Genomic DNA, 16783 nt, shown 5'->3' on the forward strand with positions numbered 1-16783 from the left:
GGCGGGATATGCGCGATTCACTCAAGAACCGGGTACGGGACAAACTGCTGCGGCAACTCGCCGAGGACGGCCCGCCCGGCAATGATGTGGAGGATCCACGTCTCATCTCGGTGGTGGCCGATCTGGACGCATTGAACAGTGTCGGCGAGGACGATCCACTGATCGAACAGCTGGCGGGCCGCTACCTGGTGTTCTGACCGGGGCGCGGTCCGGCCCCACCGGCGGGCGGTAGCGCCGGCAGCGGTTCGGAGTACAGCCACTCCTGCCACAGCGGGTGCAGCGGCGCCACGCTGTAGTGACCCACCAGATCGGTGAACTCCTCGGTGGATACGGAGGCGTGCCGGTGGCGGGCCGTCCAGTCGCGGATCAACCGGAAGAAGGCGGTGTCGCCGAGTTCCAAGCGCAGGGCGTGCAGGGTGAGGGCGCCCCGTTTATAGACGCGATCGTCGAACATCGAGGCCGGCCCCGGATCGCCGACCGTGATGTTCTGCGGTTCCCGGCGCAGGGTGTGCCAGGCCGCCCGGGCCAGCTGGTCGGCGCTTGCGCCGCCGGCCGCGTCCGACCAGATCCACTCCGCGTAACAGGCGAATCCCTCGTGCAGCCAGATATCGCACCAGTGCTGGATGGTGAGGCTGTTGCCGAACCACTGGTGGGCGAGTTCGTGGGCGACCAGGCGTTCCGCGCCGCGGCGGCCGTCGCAGTGGTTGGCGCCGAAAATCGAGATGCCCTGGGCTTCGATGGGGATCTCCAGCTCGTCCTCGGTGACCACCACCGAGTAACTCTGGAACGGATACGGGCCGAACAGCTCGCTGAACACCGACATCATCTCGGGCTGCCGGGCGAAATCGTGGTCGAAGGCGGCGCGCAGCGGGGACGGGACGGCCGCGTACATCGGCACCGGTGCGTTGTGGTCGCTGAGCCGGTGTTTGCGGTAGCGGCCGATCTGCACCGTGGCCAGATAACTCGCCATCGGCTCGGCCTGTTCGTAGACCCAGGTGGTCTGCCCGGCCTTGGTCTGTTTGCCGACGAGGGTGCCGTTGGCGAGGGTGTAGTACGGGGTGTCGGTGGTGATCGAGATCCGGTAGCTGGCCTTCGAGCTCGGGTGGTCGTCGCAGGGGAACCAGGACGCGGCGCCGTTGGGCTGGCTGGCCACCAGCGACCCTTCGGTCAGTTCCTCCCAGCCCACCTCGCCCCAGGGGCCGCGGACCGGTTTGGGCGCACCGGCGTACTGCACCACCAGCTGCAGGATTCCGCCCGCGGGTATCCGCTGACGGGGGGTGATGGTGAGTTTGCCGCGCTGGTGGTTGTACTTACCGGCTTTACTGCCGTTGACCATTACTTTCGATACGGCCAGCGCCTGGGACAGATCGAGTGAGTAGCGCGGGCGCTCGGCGGTGGTCACCGCGGTGATCACGGCGCGGCCCGCGAGCCGGTTACTGGACACTTTGTAGTTCAGCTCCAGCTCGTACCGCGATACGCGATAGCCCCGGTTTCCGTTCTGCGGTAGATAGTCGTCGATGGGGGCGTCGTAGAACCTGCTCCCCATCAGGTGTCCGGCTCCTCATCGGCCGAATCGGTGTCCGGTGCGGACCAGGGGGTGATGGGGTTGCCCCACCATCTCGTGGAGGCCGGTACGGTATCGCCGCGCATCACCAGGGACGCCGGGCCGACCGTCGCGCCCGCGCCGACCGTGGCGGCGGGCAGTGCGACACAGTGTGGACCGAGGGTGGCGCCTGGCTCCAGGGTCACGGTGTCCATGGCCATGATGCGGTCGTGGAACAGGTGGGTCTGCACCACGCAGCCGCGTTCCACGGTCGCACCGTCACCGAGTGTCACCAGGTCTGCCTCCGGAAGCCAATAGGACTCGCACCATACCCCGCGGCCGATCTTCGCGCCGAGCGCGCGCAACCAGAGATTCAGTACGGGCGTACCGGTTGCCGCGCGGGCGAACCAGGGCGCCGCGACGGTTTCCACGAAGGCGTCCGACACTTCGTTCCGCCAGACGAACGAGCTCCACAGCGGATGTTCCTCGGCCCGGATACGGCCCACCAGAACCCATTTCGCCGTCACCGCGCTCGCGCACGCCACCGCGCCCGCGACCATCAGCACAACACCGGACAGCAGCGCGGCGGCCAAGAACCCGAAGCTGTCGGCTACCCGGGCGAGAGCGAACAGCACCCCGAGACCGATGGCGAAGGTCACGACGACCGCGGCCAGGCGGCACGTTTCGAAGGCGCCGCGGAAGATCCGCAGGCGCAACGGTGGATCGAAGGTGCGGTCGGTATCGGCATTGCCGGCGGCGCGGCGCAGCCGGACCGGTGGGCTGCCCAGCCACGACGAACCGGCCTTGGCCTTGCTGGGTGCCGCGGACAACACGGCGACCAAGCCGTTCTTCGGCACCCGCCGGCCCGGGGCGGTCATGCCCGAATTACCGAGGAACGCGCGTTTGCCGACCTTCGCCTCACCGATATGCAACCAGCCGCCGCCGAGTTCGTAGCCGGCGATCATGGTGTCGTCGGCCAGGAAGGCCCCGTCCGCGACGGTGGTGAATTTGGGTAGCAGCAGCACCGTGGACGCCTCGACCCGTTTGCCGATCTTCGCGCCGAGCAGGCGTAACCAGATCGGGGTCAGCAGGGAGGCATAGAGCGGGAACAGGAACGTACGCGCCGAGTCCAGCAGTCGTTCGGTCGCCCACACCTGCCAGCCGACCCGGCCGCGCACCGGGTGGTACCCCTCGGTCAGTCCGATACTGAGCAGCCGGACCGCCACAACCGTCGCCACCGCGTACACGACCAGGCTGAACAGTGTCGCCGCCGGCAGCCAGAGGAGGGCCGGCAGTACGGCATCGGTGAAACTGGCGGAATCCCGGATACCCCAGGCGATCACCGCGAGACCCGCCGCCAGCCCGGCCAGCGGCAGGGCCCCCAGCGCCAGCGATCCGATCCCGAAGGCCAGCACCCAGTGCACGGCTCGTTCAGGTGTCTCCGCGGGCCAGCGGTGCCGGGCCCGGCCGACCTTCACCGCCGGTGATCCCGCCCATTCCTGACCGGCCTTCACCTTCCCGGACACCGCCGAACCCGGTGCGATCTCGGCATCCCGGCCGATCTTGGTGCCGGGCAGCAGCACCGAGCGGGCCCCGACCACCGCGCCCTTGCCCACCAGAATCGAACCGATATGCACGGTATCGCCGTCGATCCAGTAGCCGGACAGGTCGACCTCGGGTTCCACGCTGCACCCGTCCCGCAATTCCAGCATTCCGGTGACCGGGGGCAGGGTGTGCAGGTCCACGCCTTTGCCGATGGTTGCCCCCAGTGCCCGGGCGAACGGCACCATCCACGGTGCGCCCGAGAGGTTTTCCGCCCCGCTGGCCTCGGACAGCCGGACCGCGGCCCACAGCCGCACGTGCACCGGCCCGCCGCGCGGATAACTACCCGGCCGGACACCGGCGAGCAGTAGGCGGGCGCCCGCGACGCAGATCGCCATCCGGCCCAGCGGGGTGATGAACACGATGAACAGCAGCGCGGTCCACCACCAGGAAAGCCGGGGCAGCCACGGCAGCAGATCGAACCAGCCCGCGACACCGGTGGCGACGGCGAGCCAGGTCACCCACTGCAGGCCGGTGAGGGTGGTCAGGGCGACTGTCGCGAGAACCTGGATCAACTGCGCCGATCCCGGTGTCGGCGCGACCCGGCGGGTTTCGGCAGTGGCGCCGGGACCGCTGTCGTCGAGGAGTTCGGTCAGCGCCCCGAGCCGGGGATGATCGTAGATATCGGCGACCGTGACCCGCGGATACCGGGTACGCAGAGCCGTCACCAACTGCGCGGCAGACAGGGATCCGCCACCGAGTTCGAAGAAGTCGGCTGCGGCGCCGGTGATCTCGGCGCCGAGGACATCGGTCCAGATCTGCGCCACCCATGCGGCGGTGCCGGTGAGACCGTGGTCGGAACCGGAATCGGCTCCCGGCAGCGGCCAGGGCAGGGCATTGCGGTCGACCTTGCCCGAGGTGCGGGTGGGTAGTTCGGGGACAACCACCAGACGGGGAATCAACGGAGCGGGAAGCTGTCCGGACAGATGCGCCCGCGCCGCGGCCAGATCGTAATCGTCCGCGATACCGGTGAGGTAGCCGATGAGAACCGGTGACCCCGTGGCCGTCGTGCGCACCGCGGCGGCCGCGCCGCTCACTCCTGGAAGATGCTGCAGGGCGTTATCGATTTCACCGAGTTCGATCCGGCGGCCGCCGATTTTCACCTGGTCGTCCGCGCGACCCAGGAAGATCAACCCGGCGCGGTCGTTGCGGACCAGATCGCCGCTGCGGTAGGCGCGGTCCCAGCCCAGCGTTGCCAGGGGCGCGTACTTCTCGGCGTCCTTCGCGGGATCGAGATAGCGGGCCAGGCCCACACCGCCGATCACCAGCTCGCCCGATTCGCCCTCGCTCACCGGTGCGCCGTCCGCGTCGACCACCGCCAGATCCCAGCCGTCGAGCGGCAGCCCGATCCGTACGGGCCCGGTTCCGTCCAGCAGGGCCGCGCAGGCGACCACGGTGGCCTCGGTGGGGCCGTAGGTGTTCCACACCTCGCGGTCCTCGTCGGCCAGGCGTTCGGCCAATTCCGGGGGTACCGCTTCGCCGCCGAAGATCAGCAGCCGCACCGATTCCAGGGCTTCGGCGGGCCAGGTCGCGGCCAGGGTGGGCACCGTGGAAACCACGGTGATGCCCTGCCGGACCAGCCACGGGCCGAGATCGGCGCCGGTCCGGACCAGGGCGCGCGGCGCGGGGACGAGGCAGGCGCCGTGCCGCCAGGCCAGCCACATTTCCTCACAGGACGCGTCGAAGGCGACCGACAGCCCGGCCAGGACGCGATCGCCCGGGCCGATCGGGCTGTCCCGCAGGAACAGGCGGGCCTCGGCGTCGACGAAGGCGGCGGCGTTGCGGTGGGTCACCGCGACACCTTTCGGTGTGCCGGTGGAGCCGGAGGTGAAGATGATCCAGGCATCGTCGTCCGCAGTGGGCGACTGGTTGGATTGCCCGTTGGTTGCCGGGGCGGGCGCGGGCGCCGTCGTGGGAACGCCCGCGGGGTGGATACCGGTGGCGGTGGCGATGGCCGTGACCTGTGCCTCACCGAAGACCAGCTGGGCCCGTTCCTCGGGGTCGTCGGCGTCGACCGGAACGTAGGCCGCGCCGGCGTGCAGCACGGCCAGGATGGTCAGATACAGCTCCCAGGTGCCCGACGGCATCCGCACGCCCACCCGATCGCCCCGGCAGACCCCGGCGGCGATCAACTCGCCCACCGAACGGTCGATTTCCGGCAGCAGTTCGGCGTAGGTGAGAGTGCGGCCGGCAGTTGCCAGGGCCGGCGCGTCCGGGTAGCGGGCTGCGGTCTCGCCGAGAATATCGACCAGTGTGCGGGCGCGCGGAGCCGCCACCGCGCGCCGGAGCTCACTCTCCGCTTGCAGCTGCGACTGCATCTACGCGGCCCACCTTCCATCGCCCAGCCGACGGACTCGTTTGTCTCATACCAGGGTTACCGCCCGGCAAACGGCAGACTGAGTTTATGGCGTGCCGAGGCATGCGCGGCCTCTGGGCTGGGTTTTCGGTGCGCTGACCCGCGCAGGTGAGACGTGGCCCTCAGTCCACGTCGTCGGCGAGTGGTGTGGGGCGGTAGTAGCTGCCCTTGTAATAGAGCAGGGGAACGGTGGGCGGTTCCTCGTCGGTGTCGTCGTGGACCTTGACCACCCGGCCCACCACGAGGGTGTGATCCCCGATCGGGATGAGCTGTTCGATGGTGGTGCGCAGCCACAGCGGGGTGCCGTGCAGGACCGGTTCGCCGGTGTCCAGAGCGGACCAGAGGGCGCGGTCGCTGAACCGGTGCGCCGCGGTCCGGGCGAACCGCTGGGCGAGGTGGCGCTGGTGTTCGCCCAGGAAATGGACCACCACCGAATCGGCGGCGGTCAGTGCGGACAGGCTGGACGAGGTATCGCTGATATTGAACGAGATGAGCGGCGGATCCAGGGACAGCGACGCGAACGAGGTCGCGGTGAAACCGACCGGGCCGGTGGCCGAGTTCAGCGTGACGATGGTGACGCCGGACGGGTAGTGCCGCATCGAGGCGCGGTATTGCTCGGCGGTGATACCGCTGAGGTCGTCGGGAATCCGGATTCCGGTCTCGGGCCGTGGTGCTTCGGTCACCCGGCCGACGCTACGCCCGGACCGCCGGCGGTGGTGCGGTCCGGTCCGCTGTCCGGGATACCGCAGGTCAGTCCACGTCGATGGATAAACCGGCCGTGATCCGCAGCAGTTCCGCGTAGGAGGTGCGGAAAACCGTGCCCGGGGAGCCGCCGGCCGCCAGCAGTCCGCCGAATCGGGACAGGGTGCTGTCCACCCAGGTGGGCAGGTTCGCCGGGTGGCCGACCGGAGCGATACTGCCGGGCAGCTGTCCGGTGTACTTCACCGTCAGATGAGGCGGCGCGGGAACCAGCACGCCGTCGAGCCGGGCGCCGGTGCGCGCCGTGTCCACCGGGTGCGCCGCGGAAACCAGCAGCAGGATCGGTTCGTCGCCGAGTAGGAAGACCTGCGCCTGCACCAGCGCGCCCGGTTCCACCTCCATCGCGTGCGCGGTTTCGGTGGGTCCGGCCGCCGATTCCGGCACGGTGACGATCAGGCCGTGGTGTCCGCGCGCTATCAAAGTGTCCGAGACCCGGCAGGTTATCGGTGGAAGCGACCTGCGCATGGCCACAGGGTAAAGCGATCCGGGGTATCGCGCCGCCGAACGCCCGCCGCGTATCCGCTGAGCGGACAGGATCGCGGGGCCGGGTCCGGCCGGTGCGGTGTGGATCCACGGCGCGACCCAGACAGCGCGGCGCCGACCATTAGTCTGGAGCGATGACAGATTGGCAGGCTTTCACCGTCGAAACCCACGATCGCGTGGCCCGGGTGACGCTCACCGGCCCGGGCAAAGGTAACGCCATGGGCCCGGATTTCTGGCGGGAGCTGCCGGAAATCTTCCGCGGCCTGGACGCCGACCCGGAGGTCCGGGCGGTTGTGCTCACCGGGTCCGGGGCCCACTTCTCCTACGGCCTGGACCTGCCCGCGATGAGCGGTACCTTCGGTCCGCTGATGGCCGATCGCGCCCTCGCCGCGCCGCGCACCGATTTCCTCGGCGAGATCCGGCGCCTGCAGGACGCGATCACCGCGGTGGCCGAATGCCGTAAACCGGTGATCGCCGCGGTCTCGGGCTGGTGCATCGGCGGCGGTCTCGACCTCATATCCGCGGCGGATATCCGTTACGCCAGCGCGGAAGCGAAGTTCAGCCTGCGGGAGGCGAAGGTCGCCATTGTCGCCGATGTGGGTTCGCTGCAGCGGCTGCCCGGGATCATCGGCGAAGGTCACCTGCGCGAACTGGCGTACACGGCCAAAGATATCGACGCGGCGCGGGCGGAGAGGATCGGCCTGGTCAACGATGTCTACCCGGACCCCGCGGCCGTCCTGGAAGCGGCTCATGCGACGGCGCGGGAGATCGCCGCGAACCCGCCGCTCGTGGTGCAGGGTGTGAAAGATGTGCTGGGCCAACGTAACCACGCCGCGGTCACCGAGGGCCTGCGTTACGTCTCGGCCTGGAATGCGGCCTTCCTACCCTCCGAGGATCTGACCGAGGCCATCCAGGCGGTCTTCGAGAAGCGCACCCCGGATTACAAGGGCCGGTAGCCGGATCGGGGCAACCCCGAGAGCCCGAACCCGGCGCCGAGTTCAGCGAGGCCCTGGAAGCCCATCACCACGAACGCACCTGGCGCGCCCAGCGGTGGTGCCGAGTCTTACGAGGCCCTTGGAGGTTTCGGCCCGTCCATGCTTTCCGTCCTCGAAGCGCATGCGCCGCAGGCGCGAGTCTCGAGGGCGGAAAGCATGGACCAAGGGGGGCCGAAACCCGCGCGCCGTAGGCGCGCCAAAAAATAGAGCTCAGTGCCCGCCTTTGTCCTTCAGACGCTGGAACGACGCCTCGATCTCGGCTTCGGCCTCCGCGCGCCCGACCCACTCCGAACCCTTGACGTACTTACCGGGCTCCAGGTCCTTGTATCGCTCGAAGAAGTGCTTGATCGCCGCCAGTTCGAACTCCGGGACATCACCGACGTCCTGGATATGGTCCCAGCGCGGATCACCCGCGGGTACGCACAGGACCTTGTCGTCGCCGCCCGCTTCGTCCGTCATCTTGTACATGGCCACTGCACGGGCCTCGACGATCACGCCGGGGAACACCGAATCCGGCAGCAGGACCAGGGCGTCCAGCGGGTCGCCGTCTTCGCCCAGGGTGTTCTCGATGAAACCGTAATCGGCCGGGTAGGCCATCGACGTGTACAGGAACCGGTCGAGCCGGACCCGTCCCGTTTCGTGGTCGACCTCGTACTTGTTGCGCGAACCCTTGGGGATCTCGATGGTGACGTCGAACTCCACGCCAGCTCCTTCCGCTGCTCTCACGATGCACCGTGGTGGCCGGCCGTGGCCGGCGCACCCGGTTGTTCGCCGAGAACGGTAGCCGAACACCGATAGTGTTGTCGGCGGGCACTTGGGTTCGGCGGGGGACCGGTGCCGTGGACGGGTACGAGGGAGACAGCGGCAACGTGGTTTGGCAGGGTGGCAGCGAGATGAACGGGTCGGCCGGGCGCCGGCGCCGTGGGGTGCGGGCATGGCTGGTGGCCGTGCTGGTGGCGCTGGTGGGGGCGGCGGCGGTGCTGCTGGCGGTGCTGCAGCCGTGGACCCCTGAGTTCCGGCACGGTGGGCTCACCATCGCCGCCGCGCCCGGCCCGGTTCCGGTCGCCCCGGAGGTCCGGCCCGCACCGGATACCGGGCCGGCACCCAGTGCTGCCGGTATCGCCGCGGCATTGGGTCCGGTGGCCGCCAGTCCCGATCTCGGCGGTTTCGCCGGGTCGGTCACCGATGCCGAGACCGGCACGGTGCTGTGGAACTCCCGCGCCGATGAACCGCGGGTGCCGTCGTCCACGGCCAAGATCATGACCACCGCCGCGGCACTCCTCACGTTGCCCGCCGATCAGCGGGTGCACACCCGGGTCGTCGCGGGCGCCACGCCGAACGAGATCGTGCTGGTGGCCGGCGGTGACCCCACCCTGACGGCCCGGCCGGACGGGGAGGGTTACTACCCGGGCGCCGCCGGCCTGAGCGACCTCGCCGATCAGGTCCGCTCGGCCGATGTGCGGGCCGATACGGTCGTGGTCGATATTTCCCGCTACTCCGGCCCGACGATGGCCCGCGGCTGGGACCCGATCGATATCCCCGGTGGTTCCATCGCGCCGATCGAACCGGTCATGCTCGACGGTGGCCGGCTGGATCCGCTGGTCGAGTATTCGCCGCGTTCGAGTACACCGGCGCTGGACGTGGGCCGGCGGCTCGCGACCGAACTCGGTCTCGATCCGGCGCGGGTGCGGATCGGCACCGCACCCCAGGGAACCAAGCGGCTCGCCGATGTGGCTTCCGCGCCGCTGCGCGACCGGCTGCGCGACATGATGGTGTATTCGGACAATGTGCTGGCCGAGACGGTGGGCCGGGAGGTTGCGGTCGCGACCGGTCGGCCCGCGTCGTTCGAGGGGGCCGCCGCGGCGGTCGCGGCGGTGCTCGCCGAGCACGGCTTCGATCTGACCGGCGTGACCATGCACGATTGCAGCGGGCTCTCGGTCGACGATCGGATTCCGGCCCGGGTACTGGACCGGATTCTGGCCACCGCGGCCGGACCCGAGGTGGAAAAGGAGCCGGCCACCACCGCCCCGCCGCCGTTGGTGCCGCCGCTCGGTGCGGGCGCCGGATCGCAGTCCGACCCGGCCGACACCGGGGCCACGCTGACCGATGCCCTGGTCCCGCTGCTCGATTACCTGCCGGTCGCGGGTGGCACCGGCTCGCTGACCAGCCGTTATGTCACGCAGAATCAGGTCGGCGCCGGCTGGGTGCGCGCCAAGACCGGAACATTGTCGGTGGCCAGTACGTTGGCTGGGTACGTGCTGGATCGTGACGGCCGGGTCCTGACCTTCACGCTGATGTCGAGTGATCGGCCGCCGGAGGTCAGCAGGCCCGCCCTGGATGCCGTCGCGGCCGCGCTGCGTAACTGTGGATGTTCCTGACGGCTGGAGGGCGCATGACGATTCGACAAGGTCCCGGCGGGCCCGGCGCCCCGGAGTCGGCCGATGCCGGCACCTCCGACGCCGAGCGCCGCACCTTCTCTGCCGCGGTGGATTGGCGCTGGGCCGCCCGCACCGGGGCGGCGCTCGTACCCGCCGGCCCGCGAACCTCCCGGCTCGCCGCCGAACAGGCTGTCGCCGAACTCGGTGAGGCGTCCGTGCGGGCCGAGCAGCCGGTGCGTGCGGTGACCGGTCTGCTCGACGACCAACCGGTGCCCGCCGCCCGGATCGTCGACCGGCCCGGCTGGATCGGCGCCGCGGCCGATTCCATGTCCCTGCTCACCGGTACGGGCCCGGCGGAAAAGGGCGGCGTGCTCGCCGGTAAGCCCGCCGGCGTGCAGGTGGGCGCCATGCTCGCCTTCCTGTCCACCGCGATTCTCGGCCAATACGATCCGTTCACCGGGCCCGACGGCACCCTTTTGCTGGTGGCGCCGAATATCGTGGGGGTCGAGCGGGCTCTGGGCGTGACGCCCGCCGATTTCCGGTTGTGGGTCTGCCTGCACGAGGTGTGCCATCGGGTCCAGTTCTCGGCGTCGCCCTGGCTGGCCGGCTATATGCGGGAGAACGTCGAGGTGCTCGGCGATATCGAGGACGAGGCCACCTCGGAGATGCTGGCGCGACTGATCACCGAGCTCAAACTCCGGCGCAGTGGTCAGGCTTCCGACGACCCCAACTCGCGCGGGGTGGTCGGACTGTTGCGGGCGACGCAGCCGCCCGCGCAGCGCGAGGCACTGGACCGCCTACTGATGCTGGGCACCCTGCTCGAGGGACACGCCGACCATGTGATGGACGCGGTCGGGCCGAGCGTGGTGCCGACGGTGGAGCAGATCCGGGGGGCATTCGACAAACGCCGCACCCGCCCGGCAAACCCTGTCCAGCGTCTGTTGCGCGCCCTGCTGGGTATCGACGCGAAGGTGGCGCAATACGTGCGCGGTAAGGCTTTCGTCGACGAGGTGGTGAGCACAGTGGGAATGCCGCAGTTCAACGCGATATGGACCGACGCCGACACCCTCCCGCGCGCCGACGAGATCGACGAACCGAGCCGCTGGATCGCCCGCGTGCTGGACTGATCTCAACGGCTGGTTGCGTACGAGACCAACGTCCACGCGACACCGGCAAACAACACAACCCCGCCCTGCCGAGGTCCCGTTTCGCCGAAGGGCGGCGCGGAAAACACTGCAGCGGAGGAGTGAAGAATTGAGACCGAGGGGGCCCCGAACCCTGCGACGCCCGCGGCGACGCCGATGACCCAGCCGATGCCGTTACCGGAGACACCCGCGGTACTGGCGCTGCGGCAGGCAGTCCGGGACTGGCTGGCACGATTCGGGCCGTCGGGCTCGGTGGTGGCTGTCGCTGTCTCGGGCGGTGCCGATTCGCTGGCGTTGACCGCCGCGGCCGTTGCCGAGGCCGCGTTGGTGGACGCGTTGGTGGTGGACCATCGGTTGCAGGATGGATCGGACGAGGTCGCTGCGACAGCCGCGGCGACAGCGCGGGGACTGGGGTGCCGCTCGGCTCGTGTATTGCCGGTGGAGGTGGGCCGCGTGGGCGGGATGGAAGCGGCCGCGCGCACCGCCCGGTACGCCGCCTTGGCGTCTTCGCGCGGTGGATTGCCAGTTCTGCTCGGCCATACGCTCGACGATCAGGCCGAGACGGTGCTGCTCGGGCTCGGGCGTGGGTCCGGGGCGCGCTCCATCCAAGGGATGGCCCCGTTCGACGACCCGTGGGGCCGGCCCCTCCTCGGTGTGCGGCGCGAGACCACCCGGCAGTTCTGCGTGGATCTGGGTCTTTCGCCCTATGAAGATCCCCACAACAGTTCCCCGGAATTCACCAGGGTTCGCCTGCGCACCGAGGTGCTGCCGTTACTGGAGGATGTGCTCGGCGGGACCGCGGCGCCGGCGCTGGCCCGGACCGCCGAACAGTTGCGCCAGGACAATGCCGCGCTCGACGAATTCGCCGGGGAACTGCTGGTCCGGGCGGAATCCGAGGCTCCGGGATTGTCCTGCGCGGTCCTCGCCGCCGCGGCGGCGGCGGTGCGTTCCCGGGCCGTCCGTGCCTGGCTGCTGACGCAGGGGGTGCGTGCCGTGACCGGAGCGCATATCCGGTCGATCGACGAGCTGGTGGTGGGGTGGCGCGGCCAGGGCGGGGTCGCGGTGAGCGGTCCGGAGCGGGGGACGAGGTTGGTCGTCGTCCGCGAGCATGGCAGGCTGACACTTGCCCGCGCCGACCGGGTGAGCCGCGACCGAAGGGAAACCAGCTGACGTGTACGGGGACGATATCGCTTCGGTCCTGATCACCGAGGACCAAATCGAGGCCAAGGTCAACGAGCTGGCCGAACTGATCTCCAAAAGGTACCCGGCCGATGCCCCGGAAGGGGATTTGCTGCTGGTCGGGGTACTCAAGGGCGCGATCTTCTTCATGACCGATCTCGCCAAGGCCCTGCCCATCCCGACCCAGATGGAGTTCATGGCCGTTTCGTCCTACGGTTCGTCCACGTCGTCCTCCGGTGTCGTGCGCATCATGAAGGATCTGGACAAGGACATCGCCGGGCGCAATGTGCTGATCGTCGAGGACATCATCGATTCGGGACTGACACTGTCCTGGCTGATGCGCAACCTCTCCACCCGTAACCCGGCCTCGCTCGAGGTCGTCACCCTCCTGCGCAAGCCCGATGCGCTGCGCACTCAGGTCGAGGTGGCGAATGTGGGCTTCGATATCCCGAACGAATTCGTGGTCGGATACGGCCTGGACTACGCCGAGCGTTACCGGGATCTGCCCTATATCGGCACTCTCCACCCGCGGGTCTACGGAGGCGAGACCGACTGAACCGTGCATGGGTGGAGGGTGATCACCCTCCACCCATGCACGGTTCAGATCAGTGTAGTTACGCCGGAATAGCCGGCGGGGCCGCGAACCCACCCGCGACGGCGCGCTGGCCGAATTCCAGGATGGTCGGCCGGGTGTCGTCGGCCCGCCAGGCCACCGCGAGTTCACACGGCGGCATACCGGTGAGCGGCCGTGCGGTCAGCCCGGGCCAGCGGTACATCGGTACGTTGTTCTCCGCGAGCAGGCACAGGCCCAGGCCCAGCCCGACGGCCTCGAGCCGGTCTTCCGGGGTGGCGGCTTCCGCGCCGATCGCGACCGGGCGGCCACCGCGGGCGTCGTTGCCGAGCCAGAAGTCGCGCACCGCGCCGGCTTCGGCGGGCAGTGCGATGAACGGTTCGTCCATCACGTCCGCGAAGTCGATCATTTCCTGATTCGCGCGCGGGTGGTTTTCCGGGAGTAGTACCCAGCGGCGTTCGGTGCGCAGGACCTGCCAGCGGTACCGGTTGGGGTCGGGGAGTGGCAGCCAGACCAGCGCCAGATCCGCCTGCCGGCCGGAGAGACCGCTGGAGGGGTCGGTCCAGGCGGCCGGATGCAGCGCGAGGCGGTGGCCGCTGGCGCTCTCCAGATCGTTGAGCAGGCCGCGGCCCAGGGTCGATTGCAGGCCGACGCGCAGTACCTCGCCCGCTTCCTGCAGCGAACCGTTGGTGGTCTCCCAGAGCTCGAGGATCTTGCGGGCGCCGCCCAGCAGCTCCTTACCGGCAACTGTGAGTGCGACGCTGCGCTGGTTGCGATCGAACAGGACCACATCGAGCTGACGTTCCAGCTGTCGGATCTGACGCGACAGGGTCGGTTGAGCGATGTGCAGCCGCTGAGCGGCGTTGGTGAAGTGCAGTTCCTCGGCGACGGCGACGAAATACCGCAGATCGCGCAAATGCGGGTCCATAGCACCTTGCTATCAGAATCGTTGCTGAATTTCCAGCCCTAATCTGTTCGGATGGTCCGCATAGCGGCCTCGAAACAGTCGGCAGGTTTGTTAGTGACAGCTTATTAGGTGTCACGGTGATGTGCATCATGAGTTTTGCGCCGCGCGGTCTGTGCGCCGTCCGTGGGCGATACGACGTAAAGGTTCGGGCATTTCCGGTGGTAGGGCTGTTCATGGAGAGTGTCGTTGTCACCTCGGGTGATGAAGCCACGGGACTGCTCCGGCACGGCCGCGGGGACGGTGCGTCGTGCGACCTCTATCCGACTATGCACGTCAAGTGATATTGATCACAATAGTGTTTCGATGCCCATTCGATGGCGCCGACGACATCGCCGCGGCCCGGGGGTACCGGGCCGCGGCGTATCGAATCGGGTGTCAGTTGTTCCGGATGCGTTCCTCGTAGGCCTTGCGCTGCTCGGTGTCCACATCGCCGAGGAAGGTCTGTGCCGACCCCATCGACCGGCCCAGGGCATCACCCACCGATTGCGGCAGCAGGTTCACGAAGACCGACATAGCGCCCGCCGCCCGCGTCACCCGCGCCTTCGCCCGGGGTTTGGCGATGAGCCGGACCACCGCGGCGGCGATATCCTCCGGCTCCGCCGCCGGTAGACCCTTGGGTGCGGGGACTCCGGAACCGAGATCGGTATTGGTCAGCGTTGGCAGCACCGAAGAGAATTCGACACCGGTACCGCGATACTCCTCACGCAGCGTGTCGGTGAAACCCAGCACCGCGTGCTTGGAGGCGTTATAGGTGGCCAGGCCCGGAATATGGGTCTCGCCGGCCAGCGAGGCGATATTGATGATGTGCCCGCGCCGGCGCTCGAGCATCCGGGCCAGCGCGATCTTCGAGCCCAGGATCACGCCGTAGACGTTGATCTCCAGGATCCGGCGGGTGATCTGATCGGGTTCCTCCACCAGCCGGCCCGTCGGCATGATCCCCGCATTGTTGATCAGCACATCGATCGGGCCGAGTTCGCGCTCGACATCGTCGAGGAAGGTGGCGAACGATTGCTGATCGGTGACATCGAGCCGGGCGTAGTGGTCGAAATCGTGCTCGGTGCCCGACTCCTTGACCGTTTTCTCGTCGATATCGCCGATCGCGATCTTGGCGCCCAGTTTCGCCAGGGCGAGCGCGGTGGCCAGGCCGATCCCGCGTGCCCCGCCCGTGATCACGACAACCTTGCCGCGAATGGAATCGGTCTTCAACGGTTGTCTCCCTTGAGTCGGAGCAGGGCGGGCAGGTCGATCCGGCGCATACCGCGCGCTCCGGCCGCGCGCATCGCGCCGAGCCCGATCAGGATCTTGTTCAGGTCGTACGGCATCCAGGTGAGTTCGCGTTCCTGCGTCGGCAGCAGCGGCGTGGTGATCGCTTTCGCCTTGCAGTACTTGCGCACCCCGTTGGCGCCGCCCCAGCGGGCGCCGACCCCGGAATCGCCCCAGCCGCCCATCGGGAGGGCGAAGTTGAACAGGTTGGCGAAAATATCGTTGATATTGACCGCGCCGGCGTTCAACGCCCGTGCGACCCGTTCTCCGCGGGCCTTGTCGCCGGTCCATACCGAGGCCGACAGGCCGTAGGCGGAATCGTTGGCGAGGCGGATGGCCTCCGCCTCGTCGGCTACCTTCATCACCGGCAGCGTGGGCCCGAAGGTCTCCTCCGCGATGCACGACATGCTGTGGTCGACATCGACCAGGACGGTGGGTTCGAAAAAGGTGCCTTCACCGGTTCGTTTGCCGCCGGTGAGTACTTTCGCGCCCGCGGCGACCGCTTCTTCGACATGCCGGGAGACGATGGAGACCTGACTCTCGTTGGCCATGGCGCCGACATCGTTGCGCGGGGTGCGATCGTCGCGGCCCTGTCGCAAGGATTTGACGTTCGCCGTCAGTTTGGCGACGAACTCGTCGTAGACGGGTGCTTCGACATAGACCCGTTCCACCGAGATGCAGACCTGCCCGGAGTTGAACATGCCGCCGAACGCGATACCGTGCGCGGCGCGATCGATATCGGCGTCGGCGAGCACGATCGCCGGATCCTTGCCGCCCAGTTCCAGGCTGTAGGGAATCATGCGGGCCGCGCAGGCGGCGGCGATCCGGCGGCCGGTGGCGGTGGAGCCGGTGAACTGGATGTAATCGGCGTTGTCGACGACCGCCGCGCCGGTCGCGCCCGCTCCGGTGACCACGGAGAGCACCCGCGGCGCGCCGATCTCCGCCCAGCCGCGGGCGAGTTCGAGGGCGGACAGCGGGGTGACCTCGGACGGTTTCAAGAGCACCGCGGCCCGGGCCGCCAGCGCCGGGATGACATCCAGAATCGGCATGGCCAGCGGGAAGTTCCACGGCGTGATCACGCCGACCACCGGGTACGGTTCGAACACCGTGGTCAGCCGTTTCACCCGGGACAGCGGGCTGTGCGGGGAGGGATGCTCGTCAGCCAGGAACTTGGGAGCGCGCCGGGCGTAGTAGCCGATCAGATCGCTGCCGAAGATCGGGTCGATGAGCGCGTCCACCCGGGGCTTACCGGTTTCGGACTGGAGAACGTCGGCGAGGGCCTCGGTGTTGTCGATGATCCAGTCCTGCAGCTTCAGGAGCCATTCTTTGCGCCCGTCGGCGCCGATGGCCGCCCATTCGCGCTGGTGCTCGCGTAATTCGGCGATCCGCGCGACGACCTGTTCGGCCGGGGTGTCGGGGACGCTGCCGACGATCTCGCCGGTAGCGGGATTGAGAACTCGGATCTCCGAGTCAGGGGGCCGGCCGCCGGCCGGCTCGGTATCGGGTCGTGCCGATTCGGTATTGGTCACTGCTGTTCTCCCA

The 16783-nt window shown here is 68.7% G+C and carries 14 protein-coding genes; 6 read left to right on the forward strand and 8 right to left on the reverse strand.

Annotation, left to right across the window (positions count from 1 at the left end; all coding sequences use genetic code 11):
- Positions 1-8 precede the first annotated feature (8 nt).
- Positions 9-197, forward strand: a complete 189-nt coding sequence (locus ACIA75_RS05050) for a hypothetical protein (RefSeq protein ID WP_397100019.1) — start codon at positions 9-11, stop codon at positions 195-197.
- On the opposite strand, the gene ACIA75_RS05055 is transcribed toward ACIA75_RS05050, so the two are convergent.
- The 4 genes from ACIA75_RS05055 to ACIA75_RS05070 form a co-directional block, all read right to left on the reverse strand.
- Positions 182-1546 (reverse strand): M1 family metallopeptidase, encoded by a 1365-nt coding sequence (locus ACIA75_RS05055; protein ID WP_397100021.1) that lies wholly within the window; start codon positions 1544-1546, stop codon positions 182-184. The two genes, ACIA75_RS05050 and ACIA75_RS05055, sit on opposite strands and share 16 nt — an antisense overlap.
- Positions 1546-5463 (reverse strand): Pls/PosA family non-ribosomal peptide synthetase, encoded by a 3918-nt coding sequence (locus ACIA75_RS05060; RefSeq protein WP_397100023.1) that lies wholly within the window; start codon positions 5461-5463, stop codon positions 1546-1548. Before ACIA75_RS05060 ends, ACIA75_RS05055 begins: the two co-directional genes overlap by 1 nt.
- Positions 5464-5623: 160 nt before the next feature.
- On the reverse strand, positions 5624-6184 hold the full coding sequence (locus tag ACIA75_RS05065; protein WP_397100025.1) for a flavin reductase family protein: 561 nt from the start codon (positions 6182-6184) through the stop codon (positions 5624-5626).
- Positions 6185-6251: 67 nt separating this feature from the next.
- The gene (locus ACIA75_RS05070) at positions 6252-6725 is read right to left on the reverse strand and encodes a YbaK/EbsC family protein (RefSeq protein WP_397100027.1); all 474 of its coding nucleotides are present in this window, start codon (positions 6723-6725) and stop codon (positions 6252-6254) included.
- Between the two features lie 152 nt (positions 6726-6877).
- Here ACIA75_RS05070 and ACIA75_RS05075 point away from each other — a divergent pair, with 152 nt between their 5' ends.
- Positions 6878-7699 carry a crotonase/enoyl-CoA hydratase family protein gene (locus ACIA75_RS05075; protein ID WP_397100029.1) on the forward strand — a complete coding sequence of 274 codons (822 nt, stop codon included), beginning with the start codon at positions 6878-6880 and terminating at the stop codon, positions 7697-7699.
- Positions 7700-7948: 249 nt separating this feature from the next.
- On the opposite strand, the gene ACIA75_RS05080 is transcribed toward ACIA75_RS05075, so the two are convergent.
- On the reverse strand, positions 7949-8440 hold the full coding sequence (locus ACIA75_RS05080; protein WP_397100031.1) for an inorganic diphosphatase: 492 nt from the start codon (positions 8438-8440) through the stop codon (positions 7949-7951).
- A gap of 191 nt (positions 8441-8631) precedes the next feature.
- Between ACIA75_RS05080 and ACIA75_RS05085 the strand changes: the two genes are divergently transcribed.
- The 4 genes from ACIA75_RS05085 (at position 8632) to hpt (ending at position 12996) form a co-directional block, all read left to right on the forward strand.
- On the forward strand, positions 8632-10116 hold the full coding sequence (locus ACIA75_RS05085; RefSeq protein WP_397100945.1) for a D-alanyl-D-alanine carboxypeptidase/D-alanyl-D-alanine-endopeptidase: 1485 nt from the start codon (positions 8632-8634) through the stop codon (positions 10114-10116).
- 14 nt (positions 10117-10130) lie between these two features.
- Positions 10131-11243: a zinc-dependent metalloprotease gene (locus ACIA75_RS05090; protein ID WP_397100033.1), complete on the forward strand. Its 1113-nt coding sequence runs from the start codon at positions 10131-10133 to the stop codon at positions 11241-11243.
- A 186-nt stretch (positions 11244-11429) separates the two neighbouring features.
- Positions 11430-12431, forward strand: a complete 1002-nt coding sequence (gene tilS, locus ACIA75_RS05095) for a tRNA lysidine(34) synthetase TilS (RefSeq protein ID WP_397100947.1) — start codon at positions 11430-11432, stop codon at positions 12429-12431.
- Position 12432: 1 nt separating this feature from the next.
- Positions 12433-12996, forward strand: coding sequence for a hypoxanthine phosphoribosyltransferase (hpt, locus tag ACIA75_RS05100; RefSeq protein ID WP_397100035.1), 564 nt, complete (start codon positions 12433-12435; stop codon positions 12994-12996).
- A 58-nt stretch (positions 12997-13054) separates the two neighbouring features.
- Here hpt and ACIA75_RS05105 read toward each other — a convergent pair whose 3' ends face one another.
- The 3 genes from ACIA75_RS05105 to ACIA75_RS05115 all read right to left on the reverse strand — a co-directional run bounded on the left by ACIA75_RS05105 (position 13055) and on the right by ACIA75_RS05115 (position 16770).
- Entirely contained in the window at positions 13055-13939 is an 885-nt protein-coding gene (locus ACIA75_RS05105) for a LysR family transcriptional regulator (protein ID WP_397100037.1), read from the reverse strand.
- Positions 13940-14353: 414 nt separating this feature from the next.
- Positions 14354-15184, reverse strand: a complete 831-nt coding sequence (locus tag ACIA75_RS05110; RefSeq protein WP_397100039.1) for an SDR family oxidoreductase — start codon at positions 15182-15184, stop codon at positions 14354-14356.
- Positions 15181-16770, reverse strand: coding sequence for an aldehyde dehydrogenase family protein (locus tag ACIA75_RS05115; protein WP_397100041.1), 1590 nt, complete (start codon positions 16768-16770; stop codon positions 15181-15183). Before ACIA75_RS05115 ends, ACIA75_RS05110 begins: the two co-directional genes overlap by 4 nt.
- Positions 16771-16783: the final 13 nt, after the last annotated feature.

This window comes from Nocardia sp. NPDC051750, from assembly GCF_044453135.1.
In the GTDB taxonomy this organism is placed as follows: Bacteria; Actinomycetota; Actinomycetes; order Mycobacteriales; family Mycobacteriaceae; genus Nocardia.

Coding starts and splice junctions, on each gene's coding strand:
- ACIA75_RS05090 (WP_397100033.1), top strand. CDS start 10,131: ATGACGATTCGACAAGGTCCCGGCGGGCCCGGCGCCCCGGAGTCGGCC.
- ACIA75_RS05060 (WP_397100023.1), bottom strand. CDS start 5,463: ATGCAGTCGCAGCTGCAAGCGGAGAGTGAGCTCCGGCGCGCGGTGGCG.
- tilS (WP_397100947.1), top strand. CDS start 11,430: ATGCCGTTACCGGAGACACCCGCGGTACTGGCGCTGCGGCAGGCAGTC.
- ACIA75_RS05085 (WP_397100945.1), top strand. CDS start 8,632: ATGAACGGGTCGGCCGGGCGCCGGCGCCGTGGGGTGCGGGCATGGCTG.
- ACIA75_RS05055 (WP_397100021.1), bottom strand. CDS start 1,546: ATGGGGAGCAGGTTCTACGACGCCCCCATCGACGACTATCTACCGCAG.
- ACIA75_RS05070 (WP_397100027.1), bottom strand. CDS start 6,725: ATGCGCAGGTCGCTTCCACCGATAACCTGCCGGGTCTCGGACACTTTG.
- ACIA75_RS05075 (WP_397100029.1), top strand. CDS start 6,878: ATGACAGATTGGCAGGCTTTCACCGTCGAAACCCACGATCGCGTGGCC.
- ACIA75_RS05105 (WP_397100037.1), bottom strand. CDS start 13,939: ATGGACCCGCATTTGCGCGATCTGCGGTATTTCGTCGCCGTCGCCGAG.
- ACIA75_RS05050 (WP_397100019.1), top strand. CDS start 9: ATGCGCGATTCACTCAAGAACCGGGTACGGGACAAACTGCTGCGGCAA.